Genomic DNA, 15,133 nt, shown 5'->3' with positions numbered 1-15,133 from the left:
GATATAACTCTACAGGGCGTTCCGCGCGGATTCCAAATCGACCCCGCGAACACCGCTCTCCCACGCCAACACTGGGCAAGCGGCCTCTCGGGCTCCCCCGCCCCCGCAAACCTTTTCGCGTGGTCTCGCTCACAGATCCCGGCCCTCCTGGGGCTCTGCGCATCGGGGTCCGGGCGCCATGGCTCGGGTCCGTTCGGATCGGGTGGGCGTGCGGCCGGTTCAGGAGAGGGCGCGTTCGCGGATCACCTCGGCGACGAGGTCCGCATCGGTCGAGCCGAACAGGGTCCTCGCCCAGGCGGTGTCGCGTTCCAGGTAGGGCTGACCGTCCACGCGCAGCCACTGGAGCGGGTTGTCCGCGCGGTGGTCCCGCATGCACTTGCCGCAGGCCGGGACGTCGAGGCGGTCGAGCACCTTCCCGGCGCGGGTCCGGTACTCGGTCACGGAGATCTCCCCCTTCGACTCCCCGTGGCCGGGGTTCACGGCGCACGGTCGGTGGGGGCTCGTGCCGCCGGCGGGTGCCTCGACGCGGGCCAGGTCGTTCTCGGCCATCTCGAACAGCACGAGGGCACCCATGAGGTCGTCGGGACGGGACGCCTCGTCCTCGGCGATGCGTCGGGCGAGCGTGTAGGCGTCGAGCCCGTGCTGCACCCGGCGGGAGTCGGCCTCGCTCAGGGAGCCCGCCTGCAGGTTCTGCAAACGGGTGCTCACCTGCAGGGCGTCCTGGCCGAGTTCCTGCTCCAGCTTCTTGCGGCTCGCGGACTTCGCGGCCTTGAGGACGGCGTCCGGGACCACGTACTTCTTCTTCACCCGCGGGGCCCGCCGCGCGATGAACCAGATGAGCGCGCCCGCCCCCGCGAGGACGGCGACCACGATGCCGATCGCGATCGCCGGATACCTGCCGGCGAAATAGAGCATGTCCCGGAAGAGGCGCTCGATCGGGTTGGTACTCGGGCTCTCGGTCTCCTGGGGGTCCTGCATGCGTTCGACCGTGTCGAGAGTGAACTCCTGCAACGACATGTCCCGATCCGGGTCGTGGACCGTCGTGTACGTCTGTTCCTGCAGGAGCCAATAGGTCTCGGATTCCAGCGCCCGCACCCTGTCCTGCGCGCCGAAGGAGTCCGGGCCGACCACGTAGAGCAGCCCTTCCCCCTCCAGCCGCACACTGATCATCCCCGCGAGGTCGGACAGGTAGTCGGACGGGACCACTTGTTCGCCCGACTGGACCTCGGGCTCCGCCACGACCACGACGTACATCGGGTACTCGGTCGTCGCGAGCCCCGATTCCAGGCTCTCGATCTGGGTACTCGTGAAGTAGTTCTCCTGACCCTCGGCGAGGTACAGCGGATCCTCGGCCAGCGCCTGCGCGATCTCCCCTGCCCGTTCAGGCGAAGGACTCAGCTCTTCGAGGGACAACCTCTCGACAGTGTCGGGGTCCGGCAGTTCCGTGGCGGTCGGCGTCGTGTTGTTCAGGTCGGCGCTCGCCGCTGCAGCGCCCGGCAGCAGCACTCCCCCGATCCCGAGTGCGAGGGTCGCGAGCAGTGCGCCGGTCCTACGGATGTACGTCATGTGTCCAGTCCCCTGCTCATCGTTCAGTTCTGTCCCCGTCGTCATCGCTTCGTCCGTTCCTTCTCGGCACGAGCCGTTCGGACCCGTGCGGCGTCGGCCCGGAGGATGGTGAGAGCCACGCGGTGGAGCCACAGCGCCAACCCGGCGGCCAGGAGCCCACCCATCACGATGAAGATCGACGCCGCCACGAAATGCCCGTCGCTGCCCACGTCGCGTCCGTTCCCGGTGAACTCGCTCCGATCGGCGATTCCCGATCCGTCGCTCCAATCGTGCTGTTCCATGAGCGTCACGTAGTCCTCGATCACGGGGACCAGTGGCCCTTCGTCCGCGTTCCACCCGAGTTCGTAGAACTCGATCTCGGGAGTCGATCCGTCCTCCGCGGGGCCCGCACCCCAAGTGTGACTGTGGTGGTCCATCTCGGCGGAGCCCATTCCGGGGTCGAGGCTCACGTCGAGCAGCACCGCGTCCGGGGCGATCGATTCGAGCATCCGGGAGTACTCGGCCACACGGTTGTCCTCCGCACCGCGGTACTCGTCCTCATTCGTGGACCCCGCCACGGCGATGAACAGGTCGAAGGGCAGGTCCGCCTCCGCGACGAGTGCGCGCAACTGTTCCTCTTCCTCGGGCGCCACACGACGGCGGAGTTCGGGATCGATGTAGAGCCCCGTGTCCGCCAGTGCCGTGGAGATCGCTGCCGCCCGACGGGGGTCGACCTGCGCGGAGAACTCCCCACCCGAGGGGTCCGGTCCCGGTTCACCCGGGGCGGCCACCTCGCGTTCGTCCAGCTCAGCCGGGGTGGCGAGCCGCTGGTACTCCGTGACGTTCCAGATCCCGGCGGCGATCCCTGCGAGCGTGAGCACCGCGGCGAGACCGAGGACGACCTTCCCGAACACCGGACCCGGGACGTCCTCGGCCCGGCCCGCGGCGCTGATGTCCGCTTCGTCGCGTGCCGACGATTGCCTGCGCACCGTAAGGAGCGAGGAGGGCTCGGGGCCTTGGTCCGGATACTTCCCGAGGAAGAGCGCGCTCAGACCTGTCCGCGCGCTCTGCCGACGTTGCTCGTCGCGGATCTCCACATAGCGTTCGCGTGCGGAGGGCTCGACGGACCGGTGCAGCGAATTGGTCTCCTGCGTCACCGTCGTCCGTGTCGTGGTCGTCCGCGTGGTGCCCGACCGCGTCGTGGTCGTCGTCCGGGTCACCGTCCCCGAACCCTCCGGGGCTGCGCCGGGGAGATCGTCCTCCCCGGTGAACGCGTCGATGTCGACGGTGCCGTGCTCCGGCGTCCACCCGGACGGCATGGCGATGAGTGCCGCCGAGACGGGACCGAAGGCGCCCATACCGGAGGCGGCGAAGGGCGATCGGTCCTCCCGCCAGTACGGGGTGCCCGTCGAGATCCCGTCCGCCGACAGGTAGGAGGGCATGCGGTCCTCATCGAGGTCACGGGCCGCCTGCCGGGAGACCGGGATCTCCAGGTCCGCGCCCAGTCCGTCCCAGTACACCCGGGTCTCGGCTTCGAGGTCGGGACGGAAGAACCCGACCTCCCCGCCACCCCGCCCGGGGTCGGCCTCGCGCTCGAGCTGCACCCAGGCCGCCCACACGAGGGGATTGAAGGAGTCGTTCGGTTCCGGCAGGCGCCGCATGGCGTCGAGCACGGTCTGCGAGATCCTGGTCTTCCGTCGATCCAGGAATTCGTGCGCCCGCGCCGCCCGCAGGTGCAGGTCCGTGAGCGCACGCTGCTTCTCGTCGAGCTTCGGGGCCCGCGCCTTCGACCTGTCGGTGCCGCGCAGACGGTTCCGCGCGGCCTGGACCACCCACGAGAGGACGAACAGTCCGAGGACCAGGAGGAACACCCGGAGGAACGACACTCCGCCGTCAGCGGCCGAGGACCGGTCCGCGACCTCGTAGGGCCGCAACTGGGAGCCGAGCACCGGCATCGGTTCCGACTCGACGTGCTGCACCTTCGACGGGGCGCTCGGTTCCACCGCCGTTCGGATCGCATAGTGGATCCCGGGTCCGGGTACGTCACGGCCCAATTGGACATCGGGGAACACCGTCCACCGCGAGTAGTGGTCCCACATGCCGTTGACCTGCGTATCCGGGTCGAGCCGCGAGAGGTCGTCGGTGAGTTCGCCACCGCTGATCCGTGCACGGAAGATGTACCCGAGATCGGCGTCCCACACGACGACGATCGCGTCCTCCTCCGGGACCCGTTCGGCGTAACCCGCGACGATCTGGCGCCACAGGGCCGCGCCCGTCTCACTCGCCCGTCCCGAAGAAGCCGAAGGATCCCGCCCCGTGGCACCGAAGGACCCGACGAGCGCGACGTGGACCTCCATGCCCGCGGCACGGGCCGCTTCCACCTGTGGCATCACGAGGTCCTGCTGGCGCTCGTCCCAGAACGAGGAGGACAGGGGGTCCGCGTACACGAGCCCCGGCTCCCAGAAGGACTGGTACTCCGTGTCCGGCGCGAACTCCCGCGCCTCCGGTCCCCAGGCCTCGTACACGAGGTCGACGTGCTCGGCGACATAGGCGGCGACCGCGGACTCCGCCGGGGTCAGGTCCGTGCCCTCCGCCGTCGAGGCGCCCGCCGCCACGGGCACCGCCGTGACCGCGAGCAGCGTGCCCAGCAGGGCGGACAGGCACAGGAACAGGATCCGCCGGGCAGCATGGAACGATTCAGGTCTCACCCGTCACACCCTATCCGCGGGCACCGACGTACATCTCGCGCGCACCGTTGCCGTCCGGCAACGCACCAGGTGAGCGCGGGCGCGCCTTCGCACCACGTGCCCCGCGGTTCGGCAGTGCCGTCACAGCAAGGCGGAGGAGCGAAGGCGTACGTGGGTTTTGTACGTCGAGCGATCGACAACGCAGCTGTGGCGGTGCTGACGGACCGCGGGGTCAGTCGAACTTGGCGGAGAGGTAGCCCTGGAGGCGGGCGGGCTGGTCGGTGATGATGCCGTGGACGCCGGCTCCCAGGACCTTCTCCCAGTCGGGCGCCTCGTTGACGGTCCACACGAAGACGCCGTAGCCGGCGGCCATGAACTCCTCGGCGACCTGGCGACGGGCCAGGAATCCGCGCAGCGAAAGGTTGTAGCCGACGGCGTCGAGCTCCTCGAGGAGTGCCTTGTCGTCCGGCCGGGGGACGAGACGGAGGAGGGCACGCGGGACCATCGGCAGGAGGTCGCGGCAGACCTCGAGGGTGCGGACGGAGAAGCTCTGGATGAGGACCCGGTCCGCGGTGCGGGTCTCGACGACGTCCCGGGCCACGTGGGCGATGGCGCCCGGTGACCAGTCGTCCTTGAACTCCAGGAGGACGTCGCCGCCGCTCACGTGCAGGTCTTCGAGGACGGTGCGCAGAGCGGGCACCCGCTGGCCGGCGAAACCCGGACCCATCCAGGAGCCGGCGTCGGCGAGGGAGAGGGATTCGTCCGTGAGGTCGGAGACGCGACCCTGGAGGTTGGTGGTGCGGTTGATCGTCGAGTCGTGGATGACGACGGGGGTTCCGTCGGCGGTGAGACCGAGGTCGATCTCGATGAACTCCGCCCCGATCGCCTGGGCGGCGTCGAAGGCGGCCATCGTGTTCTCCGGGGCGGCCCCCGAGTAGCCGCGGTGCGCGATGACCCACGGTTTGGAGCCCCCACCCGGGCGTGCGGTGCCCAGGGCGGAGGTCCGTGCGGTGACGTACTGCCCGAAGTTCATGCCTTCACACTAGTCCGCGGCCAATCCCAGAAGTCGAGAGGGCACATATCGTCGGATTCCGGGCTCGGATCCGACGATATGTGCCCTCTCGATCACGAGACGCCTCAGCGGTAGTTGATGAACTGGAGGTCGACGTCGAGGTCCTGACCCTTGAGGAGGGCGATGACCTCCTGCAGGTCGTCACGGGACTTCGAGGTCACCCGCAGCTCGTCACCCTGGATCTGGGCCTTCACGCCCTTGGGACCCTCGTCGCGGATGATCTTCGAGATCTTCTTCGCGTTCTCCTTGTCGATGCCCTCCTTGAGGTCGCCCTCGAGGCGGTACTCCTTGCCCGAGGCGTAGGGCTCACCGGACTCGAACGACTTCAGGGAGATCCCACGCTTGACGAGTTTGGACTGGAAGACGTCGAGGACGGCCTTCACGCGCTCCTCGGCGTTGGCCTTCATCATCACGTGGGTCTCGCCCTGCCATTCGATGGAGGCGCCCACGCCGCGGAAGTCGTAGCGGGAGTTGATCTCCTTGACCGTCTGGCCCAGTGCGTTGTCCGCCTCCTGGCGGTCGACCTTGCTCACGATGTCGAACGACGAGTCCTTCGCCATTACCGTCTCCGTTCCGTCGGTGGAGGGCCCGCGGGATCGAGGTGTCGGGTGTCGCGGGCCGTGTTCGAGTTCGCAGGCGAGTCTAGGCGAGGCGACAGGTGTGACGAGCGGCACGCGCGCGCGATTTGTCCTGTACCCGTCCTGCTGACTACTATTGTTCAGGTGCTCAGCGCTCCGGTTCGCCGGACGTCGATCACACAACTCAATAGGGCAGGTTGTCCGAGCGGCCAAAGGAATCTGACTGTAAATCAGACGGCGTAGCCTTCAGAGGTTCGAATCCTCTACCTGCCACCCTCACGCGAGGCCCCGGCTCACCAGAACCGGGGCCTCGCGCTTTCCCCGCCCGCGCGGCCGAGGCGCCCCGCAGGCCTCAGCCGAACTGCGAGAAGTCGGGCCTGCGCTTCTCTGCGAAGGCGGCGAACGCCTCCTTGGCCTCGGCGCTTCCCAGGCGCTCCTCGAAGACGGCGGACTCCTTCTCGATCTGCGCGAGCAGTCGCTCCGGCTCCCGCATGAGCTGCTTGGTCGCCCGCAGTGAACCCGCCGGCTTGGCCGCGAGAGCCGCCGCCACCGTCGCGGCACGGTCGTGGAGCTCCGCGGCCGGGACCACGGCGTTCGCGACCCCGGCCTCGAGGGCGGACTGCGCGTCCAACGGTTCCCCGAGGGCGAACATCGCGAAGGCACGCGCATGCCCGATCCGCTCGGTGAGCAGGATGCTCGATCCCGCCTCCGGCACGAGTGCGAGATTCGAGAAGGGCGTGATGAGCTGGGCGTCCTCGGACAGCACCAGGTAGTCGCAGTGCAGGAGCATGGTCGTCCCGACACCGATCGCCTTGCCCTGGACGGCCGCCACGATCGGTGTGGTCGAGACCGCGAGCGCCCGCAGGAACCGCGAGACCTGCTTGACCGGTGCAGGCTGGTCCGGGTCCCGCTCGGAACGCGTGGCGAAGTCGCCGATGTCGTTGCCCGCGCTGAACAGATCACCCTCGGCCCGCAGCACGACGACGCGCACCCCGTCGTCGGTCTCGCCGCGCTCCACGGCGTCGGCGAGCACCCCGTACATCGCGTCGGTGAGCGAGTTCTTCTTCTCCACCCGGTCGATCGTGACCGTGAGGACGCCCGCGTCGAGCGCGACCGAGATGTCGTTCGTCATGAGTGCTTCTCCTTCGAAGTCCTTGACGGAGACCGTTCTCCGCCCCACACCCGCACTCTCGCCCATCCCCCACCCGGGATCAAACGGACCACAGGTGAGCGGTGCACGCGGACGATCAGTCCACCGTCGGGAACGACCCCTCCGCGAGCGCACGCAACCCTTCGAGGTGGGCGTCGAGCACCCGCACGCCCTCCTCGGTGATCCGGTACCAGGTGGCCGGTCGCTTGCCGATGAAGGACTTGGAGATCTCCACGAGTCCTTCCTTCTCCAGGGCGCTCGCATGGCGCGAGAGCACCGAATCGGAGATCCCGAGAGATTCCTTCACCGCTCTGAAGTGACGTTTCTCCGCGTCGCGCAGGCCGGCCACGAACGCCAGGCGCGTCGGATTGGACAGGGCCTGCGACAACTGCGCCAGTGCGGTCTGCTGGTCCATCACGCGCCGCCCGCCTGGCGGGTGAACTCCACGAGCATGCCGACGAAGGCGAGCACGAGGACCAGGAAGGCCCCGACGACGGCGGCGGTGTCGAGGAGTGCCGCGGCTTCGGCGGCACCGAGGGTCGAGGGACGGGTGGAACGGTCCTGATGCGTATTCACGACAACCCTCCGAGGTCGGTGCCATCCGTTCCGGATGGAACATTCCACCCTAGCAATCACTTTCCAATCCCGAAAGTACTTTCATGAAGATTCTCCGACGACGAGGCGCCCTACACTTCCAGCGGGAAGTGCAGGGCGCCTCGTGTGCGAGCGCCGGACGGGAACGATCCGACTGCGCCGGGGTCGGGCCAGAGCGCCTCGGGAGCGGTCGTCGTAGGAGCGGGTCAGTCCGCAGTGGCGGGGGCCATCGCGCGGGCGGCGGCGACCATCGCCTCGTGGGTGGCGAGCTTGACGCGCTCGCGGCCCTGCGGCTCGCCAAGCGCCTTCTCGGCGGCCTCGATGCGGTGGTAGCCCTCCCAGTCGATGAAGTCGACACCCTTGGCCTGCAGGAAGGCGACGATGTCGTCCTCCGCGGGCGCCTCGGGAGCGGGGAGGCGGCCGGCGGCACGGTCCTCGATGAGGTGGGTGATGGTCTCCAGCGCGTCACCCTTGGTGTGACCGATGAGGCCGACGGGTCCACGCTTGATCCAGCCCGTGGCGTAGACGCCGGGGAGGGAGGGGGATTCCGCGGCGGCGGACTGGTCGAGGGTGTCGACGACGCGGCCCTCGAGGTTCGGCACGACGCCCCTGCGGTCGTCGAAGGGCAGCTGCGGCAGCGGCGAACCGAAGTAGCCGACGGCGCGGTAGACGGCGTCCATCTCCCAGTCCGTGGTCTCGCCCGTGGGGCGCACGCCGCCCTTGCCGTCGAGCTCCTGGCGGGCGGTGCGCAGACCGGTGACACCGGACTCCTCGTCGCCGAGCACCTCGACGGGGGCATGGAGGAAGTGCAGGTGGAGGCGGCGGCTGGCGCCGGTGGGCTCCTTGAGGGTGAAGTCCGTGAGGGTCTTCGTCACCTGCTTGATCTGGTTGTTCGAGTGGATGGCCTCCATCGAGGCCTCGTCGAACTCGTAGTCCTCAGGGTAGACGACGATGTCGACGTCCGGCACCTTGCCGAGCTCGCGGAGCTCCAGCGGGGTGAACTTCACCTGGGCGGGGCCGCGACGACCGAAGACGTGGACGTCGGTGACCCGCGACTTCTTGAGGCCCTCGTACACGTGGTCCGGGATCTCGGTCGGAAGCATGTCGTCGGCCTGCTTGGCGAGCACGCGGGCCACGTCGAGCGCGACGTTGCCGTTGCCGATGACGGCGACCTTCTCGGCCTCGAGCGGCCACTCCTGGGAGACGTCCGGATGGGAGTCGTACCAGTTGACGAAGTCAGCAGCGCCGTAGGAACGGGGCAGGTCGATGCCGGGGATGTCCAGGCGGGCGTCCTCGATGCAGCCGGTCGAGAAGATCACGGCGTCGTAGTGGTGCTGGAGGTCCTCGCGGGTGATGTCGGTGCCGTAGTCGACGTTCGCGAACAGGCGGATGTCACCGCGGTCGAGAACTTTGATGAGGGCGTTGATGATGCCCTTGATACGGGGATGGTCGGGGGCGACGCCGTACCGCACGAGTCCGAAGGGGGCCGGGAGGCGCTCGAACAGGTCGATGCTCACCTCGAAGTCGCGCTCGGCCTTGGTCAGCAGGTCCGCGGCGTAGATACCGGCGGGCCCGGCTCCGACGATGGCCACACGGAGAGGACGCGTCATGTCACACCTTTCGATCGGTCGACCACCCATCGTAGTTCCACAACAGGAACGTGACCGAATCTGCACGTCATATCCGTCATACATCACAACCGACCCCGGTGATTTCCCAGGGTGCTCTCACGCTCCACACGGGATGGGGACTACAGTTCGAGCGTGACCCGCACTCCCTCATCCCCCTCCCCCACGCACACCGATTCGTCCGCCACCGGGCTGCCCGCGGACGAACTCGCGCGCCGCCGGGCCGGTCTGGTCCTCGGACTCGGGTGCTACGCCCTCTGGGGCTTCCTGCCCCTGGTGTTCCAGGCGACGGCACCGGCCCCCAGTATCGAGGTCCTCGCCCACCGGATCCTGTGGTCCCTCGTCTTCACGGGCATCCTGCTCGTCGTCGCCCGCGGTTTCGGATCCCTGCGGATCGCCCTGCGCGACCGCCGCCTCGTCCTCACCCTCGGGTTCGCGAGTCTGCTGGTCGGCGCCAACTGGCTGGTGTTCCTCTTCGGGGTGGAGATCGGCCGGGTCGTCGACGTCTCGCTCGGGTACTTCATCAATCCGCTCATCACGGTGCTCGTGGGTGTCTTCGTCCTCAAGGACCGGCTCCGACCGCTCCAGTGGACGGCCATGGGGATCGGCACCGTCGCTGTCCTCGTCATCAGCATCGGCATGGGCGAGGTGCCCTGGATCTCCCTGCTGCTCGCCGGCACCTTCGCGTTCTACGGCTACATCAAGTCCCGGGTGGGCGGCCGGGTCGGCGCGTTGCAGAGTCTCATGATCGAAACGATGTGGCTCACGCCGATCGCGCTCACCTACGTCATCGTGCTCGCCGCACTCGGGCAGGGGCACTTCGGCACCCACGGGCAGTGGCACACGATCGTCATGCTGTGCCTGGGGCCGGTCACCGCGATCCCGCTCATCCTGTTCGCCGGGGCGTCGAGCCGCGTGCCGCTGTCATGGATGGGGATGATGCAGTACGTCGCCCCGACCACGCAGTTCATCATCGGTGTGACGCTGCTCGGCGAGGAGATGCCCCCGGAACGCTGGGCCGGGTTCTTCATCGTGTGGCTGGCGATCGTCGTCCTCACGACCGACGGCGTCATCGCCGGCCGGAAGAAGAGGCGGTCGGACAGGGCGACCCGCGCCGGCGGCGCCGCGGACTGAGCGCGGGCGAGGCGCCCTGAGGGAGCCCCTCAGCTCGCGCGGTCGACGACGCTGCGGGCGAAGTCGACCAGACCGTCCTTGACCTTACCGGCGGGCAGCACCTCGAGCGCGGCGATCGCCTCGCCGGCCCAGCGATGGGCCTCCTGGCGCACCCGCTCGGTGACGGGGTGCGCGGCCAGTGCCGAACGGGCCGCCTCGAGCGCCTGGTCCGAGGACAGGTCCGCCTCCAGCAGGTCGACCACCCGCTTGGCCCCGGCGTCGCCGGAGTCGGCCGCGTCCTGCACGTAGAGGACCGGCAGGGTCACGACGCCCTCGCGCAGGTCGGTGCCCGGGGTCTTGCCCGAGGTCTCACCGGTCGAGGTGAGGTCGATGACGTCGTCGATCAGCTGGAAGGCCACGCCCACCTTCTCGCCGTACTCCCGCATCGGCGCCACGTACTCCTCCGGCGCACCCGAGGTGAGCAGGCCGAACTCGACGGCGGCGGCGATGAGCGAACCCGTCTTGTCCGCGAGGACCGTGATGTAGTGCTCGACGGGGTCCGCGCCCTCCTCGGGACCGGCGAACTCCGCCAACTGCCCGATGACCAGACGCTCGAAGGTCTCCGACTGCAGCAGCACCGCACGCGGGCCGAGTTCCGAGGACAGTTGCGAGGCCCGGGCGAACAGCACGTCACCGGTGAGGATCGCCACGCTGTTGGTCCACACGAGGTGGGCGGCCGTGGCGCCCCGGCGGACCGGCGCGTCGTCCATGACGTCGTCGTGGTAGAGCGTCGCCAGGTGGATCATCTCCGTCGCGGCGGCGGCCTTGACGACCTCCTGCCGGTCCGGATCCCCGTACTGGGCGGCGAGGAACACGAGGATCGGGCGCACCCGCTTGCCGCCGGCGTTGAGCAGGTGGTGGGAGGACTCGTTGGGCAGCCGCTTGGCCTGCGTGACCGCGACGTCGAGGAAGGTCTCGACCTCCCCCAGTTTGTCCGCGATGAACCGTCCGAGGTCGGTCCCGACGGACCCGAAGACGCTCGGGGTCGATACGGCGGAGGCGTTCGTCATGTGCTGCTCAATCGTCCTGTTCATGCGTGGTGGCCCGTGTTGTCGGTGGCCGGGACCAGTGTATTCAACGCCGAGATCAGCCGGTCGTACACGTCCCGGTCACCCGCCGTGCGGTCCTGGTAGAGGTTGGCCAGGAGCTTGACGACGAACGTCATGAGGGTGGTGCTCCCCATACCGTACTTCACACCCAGTTCCATGAGTTCCGGCCGTCCGATCACCTGCGCGAACGCCCGCCCGAGCGTGAAGTACGAGCCCATCGAGGACCGCACGAGCTCGGGGTACCGGTCGTAGGTGGCGCGCCGTGCGGCCCGCGGGTAGCGGTGGTGCGTGGCGACCACCTCGGCGGCCAGGCGTCCGGCCTCCAGTGCGTAGTCGATCCCCTCCCCGTTGAAGGGGTTGACCATCCCACCGGAGTCGCCCACGAGCAGCACACCCCGGTGGTGGTGCGGGGTGCGGTTGAAAGCCATCGGCAGGGCCGCCGACCGCACGGTGTCGAGCTCACGGCCCGGGGCGATGCCCCACTCGTCACCCATCGCGTCGATCCAGTCACGCAGGACCGCCTTGTAGTCGGTCTTCCCGAACATCGGCGAGGTGTCGAGCATCCCGAGCCCCACGTTCACCGTGCCGTCCCCGAGCGGGAACAGCCACCCGTACCCGGGCATCGCGTCGCCGAGGCGCCCTGTCTTCTCGTCCCGCGGGCGCAGTTCCAACCAGCTCTCGATGTACGGATCGGCATGGCGGGGCGTCTCGTAGTACGTGCGGACAGCGACACCCATCGGACGGTCGTCGCGCTTGGTGAGACCCAGGCGGACGGCCATCCGGGAACTCACCCCGTCGGCGGCGATGACGACGGGCGCGCGGAAGACCGCCTCGGGCCCGACCTTGCGACCCCGGTGGTCGGTGCCGGTGGCGTGGACCCCTTCGACCCAGCCGTCGGCACCGATGATCGGATCCGTCGCCATGACCTGCTCGAAGATCCGGGCACCCTGGGCACGGGCGTGCCGGGCGAGGTCCTCGTCCAGCCGCATGCGCGGGTTCGTGAGACCGAAATCGGGCATGCCGGACACCTGCGGCCAGTCGATCTCCAGTCGGTGACCGCCACCGATGAGCCGCAGGCCCCGGTTGCGGTGCCAGCCGGGCAGGCCGGCGGCCGAGGTGTCGTAGCCGAGCAGCTGGAGCTCGTGGACGGCCCGTGGGGTGAGCGCGTCGCCGCAGACCTTGTCGCGGGGGAAGGCGCTCTTCTCGAGGACGATCACCTCGAGGCCCGCCCGGGCCAGGTGGGTGGCGGCCGAGGAGCCGGCGGGCCCGGCACCCACGACGATCGCGTCCGCGGTGTAGTGGTTGGCGCGTGAAGCCGATCCGGTCACGTGCACCTCAGACCCAGGAGGGCTTCACGGCGTGGTGGACGGCGACGATCCCTCCGGTGAGGTTGCGGTAGCGCACGCGGTCGAACCCGGCGTCGACGATCCGCTGGGCCAGTGCCTGCTGGTTGGGCCAGTCACGGATCGACTCGGCCAGGTAGACGTAGGCCTCCGGGTTGGAGCTCGCCAGGCGCGCGACCGCCGGCAGCGCGTTCATGAGGTACTCCTTGTACGCGATCCCGAAGGGCACCCAGGTGGGTGTCGAGAACTCGCAGACGACCAGACGGCCGCCCGGCTTGAGCACCCGGAGCATCTCCCGCAGACCTGCATCGGGGTCGTGGACGTTGCGCAGTCCGAAGCTGATGGTGACGACGTCGAACTCGCCCTCGGCGAAGGGCAGATCCATCGCGTCGGCGTACCGGAAGTCGACCTCCGGGTACTGCCGGCGGCCCTGCTCGAGCATGCCCTCGGAGATGTCGCCGGCGACCACCTCGGCGCCGGCCTGCAGGTACTCCAGCGAGGAGGTGCCGGTCCCGGCGGCCAGATCGAGCACCCGCTCGCCCGGCCGGGTGTCGACGGCGTCGGTGACGACACGGCGCCAGCGGCGCACCTGCCCCAGACTCAGGACGTCGTTCATGACGTCGTACTTCCGAGCGACGTCGTCGAACATCTGTGCGACGGCGTCCTTCTGCTTGTCCAGGTCGGCGCGACTCATGGGGGCATTCTCTCAGGACCGGGCCCCTGGACCGAATCCGGGCCGGGGTGTCGGCCCGGAGTGTGGCCGGCGTCGCGCCGGGGCCGGATGCCGGGAGGCCTGTACCCGTCACCGGCCGTCGTACGATCGAGCACGATGAACTACACCGACCTCGACGCCGCGACCACATCCGTCGACCGGCTGCCCGTCCTCGACGTGCGGACCTGGTACGTGGACGGGGTCTCACCCCACGCACCCGCCCCCTTCGACACGGGCCTGCCCACGACCCCCGCGGAGTTCCTCTCCCTCCTGCCGGTGAGCGGCACCAGCTGCTGGGTGCGCGGCAGTTCCGGCCTCGTCGGCTTCGACCGGGTCCTGCGCCTCCGCGCCCGAGGCGCCCGCCGCTTCGACACCCTCTCCCGCACCTGGTCGGCCCTGGCCGCCCGCGCCCGTGTGAGCGACGAGGTCGACCATCTGGGTTCCGGCCTCATCGGGTTCTCGACGCTCGCCTTCTCCGCCCACTCGACCACCGATTCCGTCGTCGACGTCCCCCGGTTCCTGCTGGGCCGCCGCGACGGCCGGGTGTGGCTCACCTCGATCACCATGGCGGAACCGGGTGCCCACGGTGCGGCCTCCGAAGGACAGGGCGCCTCGGGAGCGGAGTGCGCCTCGGCCGCGGAGTCGAACGCGGTGCCCCCGCTCTCGCGGTCGCCCTTGACCCCGGTGTGTGGCGCACGCGTCGAGTCCGGTGAGGTCGGCCCCGAGGACTTCGTGCGGATCGTCGGTGAGGCGGCGACGCGGATGCGCGCCGAGCAGGACGACCCGGACGAACCCCTGCGGAAGGTCGTGCTCGCGCGGGACGAGGTGGTGCAGGCGCCGGAGGACATCGACGTCCGCGCGGTGCTCGGAGCACTCAACGCCGCCTACCCGAGCACGTGGACGTTCGACGTCGCGGGTCTCATCGGCGCGACGCCGGAACTGCTGGTGGGCGTCGAGGACGGGCGGGTGACGTCGCGGGTGCTCGCCGGGACCTACCGCGTGCAGGAGGACCCGGCGGCGGAACTCGGGGCGGCCCGCGCGCAGCTGGGCGGGGCGAAGGACACGACCGAGCACCGGTTCGCGATCGACTCGCTCGCGGCGAGCCTGGGGGCGGTGTCGGCGGACCTCCACGTCGACGAGCAGCCGCACCTGCTGCAGCTGAGGAACGTCATCCATCTCGCCTCGGACGCGGCCGGCACGCTCGACGCCCGCGCGGACGGGAGTGCCCTCACCGCGATCGACGTGGCCGCCGCGGTCCACCCCACGGCGGCCGTCGGCGGGTTCCCCAAGGAGAAGGCACTCGCCGCGATCGAGGCGCTCGAAGCGGCCGACCGCGGGCGCTACGCCGGGCCGGTCGGCTGGGTGGACGGGCGCGGCAACGGGCAGTTCGGCATCGCGCTGCGCTGTGGCCAGTTGGAGGCGCCCGACCGCATCCGTCTGTGGGCCGGCGCCGGGATCATGCCCGACAGCGACCCGGAGTCGGAGCTCGCCGAGACCGAGGCGAAACTCGCCCCCATGAAGCGCGCCCTCGGGCTCTGAGGCGGGGTGCCGGGGCCTCGGCCGGGGCCTCGGCCGCGAGATCACGGACTCTGTCGCAGATCA

At 69.5% G+C, this 15,133-nt stretch carries 13 protein-coding genes and 1 tRNA gene; 3 read left to right on the top strand and 11 right to left on the bottom strand.

Going from position 1 to position 15,133, the window contains the following annotated elements; genetic code table 11:
* Positions 1-219: 219 nt before the first annotated feature.
* From AAD496_RS03750 to AAD496_RS03735, 4 genes are all read right to left on the bottom strand, one after another.
* The gene (locus tag AAD496_RS03750; RefSeq protein WP_349827305.1) at positions 220-1,566 is read right to left on the bottom strand and encodes a hypothetical protein; all 1,347 of its coding nucleotides are present in this window, start codon (positions 1,564-1,566) and stop codon (positions 220-222) included.
* A 41-nt stretch (positions 1,567-1,607) separates the two neighbouring features.
* The gene (locus AAD496_RS03745; RefSeq protein ID WP_349827304.1) at positions 1,608-4,253 is read right to left on the bottom strand and encodes a hypothetical protein; all 2,646 of its coding nucleotides are present in this window, start codon (positions 4,251-4,253) and stop codon (positions 1,608-1,610) included.
* Positions 4,254-4,464: 211 nt separating this feature from the next.
* Entirely contained in the window at positions 4,465-5,265 is an 801-nt protein-coding gene (locus tag AAD496_RS03740; protein WP_349827303.1) for a glycerophosphodiester phosphodiesterase, read from the bottom strand.
* 104 nt (positions 5,266-5,369) lie between these two features.
* On the bottom strand, positions 5,370-5,864 hold the full coding sequence (locus AAD496_RS03735; RefSeq protein ID WP_349827302.1) for a YajQ family cyclic di-GMP-binding protein: 495 nt from the start codon (positions 5,862-5,864) through the stop codon (positions 5,370-5,372).
* A 209-nt stretch (positions 5,865-6,073) separates the two neighbouring features.
* Here AAD496_RS03735 and AAD496_RS03730 point away from each other — a divergent pair.
* A tRNA-Tyr gene (locus AAD496_RS03730) sits at positions 6,074-6,155 on the top strand.
* A gap of 79 nt (positions 6,156-6,234) precedes the next feature.
* Here AAD496_RS03730 and AAD496_RS03725 read toward each other — a convergent pair.
* The 4 genes from AAD496_RS03725 to AAD496_RS03710 all read right to left on the bottom strand — a co-directional run bounded on the left by AAD496_RS03725 (position 6,235) and on the right by AAD496_RS03710 (position 9,236).
* On the bottom strand, positions 6,235-7,014 hold the full coding sequence (locus tag AAD496_RS03725; protein ID WP_349827301.1) for an enoyl-CoA hydratase-related protein: 780 nt from the start codon (positions 7,012-7,014) through the stop codon (positions 6,235-6,237).
* A 115-nt stretch (positions 7,015-7,129) separates the two neighbouring features.
* Positions 7,130-7,447: a transcriptional regulator gene (locus AAD496_RS03720; RefSeq protein ID WP_349827300.1), complete on the bottom strand. Its 318-nt coding sequence runs from the start codon at positions 7,445-7,447 to the stop codon at positions 7,130-7,132.
* Complete coding sequence (locus AAD496_RS03715; RefSeq protein WP_349827299.1) at positions 7,447-7,608, bottom strand: hypothetical protein; 162 nt, start codon at positions 7,606-7,608, stop codon at positions 7,447-7,449. Before AAD496_RS03715 ends, AAD496_RS03720 begins: the two co-directional genes overlap by 1 nt.
* 224 nt (positions 7,609-7,832) lie before the next feature.
* Positions 7,833-9,236 (bottom strand): FAD-dependent oxidoreductase, encoded by a 1,404-nt coding sequence (locus AAD496_RS03710; RefSeq protein ID WP_349827298.1) that lies wholly within the window; start codon positions 9,234-9,236, stop codon positions 7,833-7,835.
* Positions 9,237-9,389: 153 nt separating this feature from the next.
* Here AAD496_RS03710 and rarD point away from each other — a divergent pair, with 153 nt between their 5' ends.
* Positions 9,390-10,388 (top strand): EamA family transporter RarD, encoded by a 999-nt coding sequence (gene rarD, locus AAD496_RS03705; RefSeq protein ID WP_349827297.1) that lies wholly within the window; start codon positions 9,390-9,392, stop codon positions 10,386-10,388.
* Between the two features lie 29 nt (positions 10,389-10,417).
* Here rarD and AAD496_RS03700 read toward each other — a convergent pair whose 3' ends face one another.
* Genes AAD496_RS03700 through AAD496_RS03690 form a run of 3 tightly spaced genes read right to left on the bottom strand, consistent with a single transcriptional unit; the run spans position 10,418 to position 13,513 of the window.
* On the bottom strand, positions 10,418-11,461 hold the full coding sequence (locus AAD496_RS03700) for a polyprenyl synthetase family protein (protein WP_349827296.1): 1,044 nt from the start codon (positions 11,459-11,461) through the stop codon (positions 10,418-10,420).
* A complete protein-coding gene (locus AAD496_RS03695) occupies positions 11,458-12,804 on the bottom strand; it encodes a geranylgeranyl reductase family protein (protein WP_349827295.1) in 1,347 nt (448 codons plus the stop codon). Before AAD496_RS03695 ends, AAD496_RS03700 begins: the two co-directional genes overlap by 4 nt.
* Before the next feature lie 7 nt (positions 12,805-12,811).
* Entirely contained in the window at positions 12,812-13,513 is a 702-nt protein-coding gene (locus AAD496_RS03690) for a demethylmenaquinone methyltransferase (RefSeq protein ID WP_349827294.1), read from the bottom strand.
* Positions 13,514-13,648: 135 nt separating this feature from the next.
* Here AAD496_RS03690 and AAD496_RS03685 point away from each other — a divergent pair, with 135 nt between their 5' ends.
* Positions 13,649-15,070 carry an isochorismate synthase gene (locus AAD496_RS03685; RefSeq protein WP_349827292.1) on the top strand — a complete coding sequence of 474 codons (1,422 nt, stop codon included), beginning with the start codon at positions 13,649-13,651 and terminating at the stop codon, positions 15,068-15,070.
* Positions 15,071-15,133 lie beyond the last annotated feature (63 nt).

The organism is Brevibacterium litoralis (assembly GCF_040212315.1).
GTDB lineage: Bacteria > Actinomycetota > Actinomycetes > Actinomycetales > Brevibacteriaceae > Brevibacterium > Brevibacterium litoralis.
The sequence above is the reverse complement of the archived record's forward strand: the minus strand, read 5'-3'. Positions and strand labels throughout refer to the sequence as shown.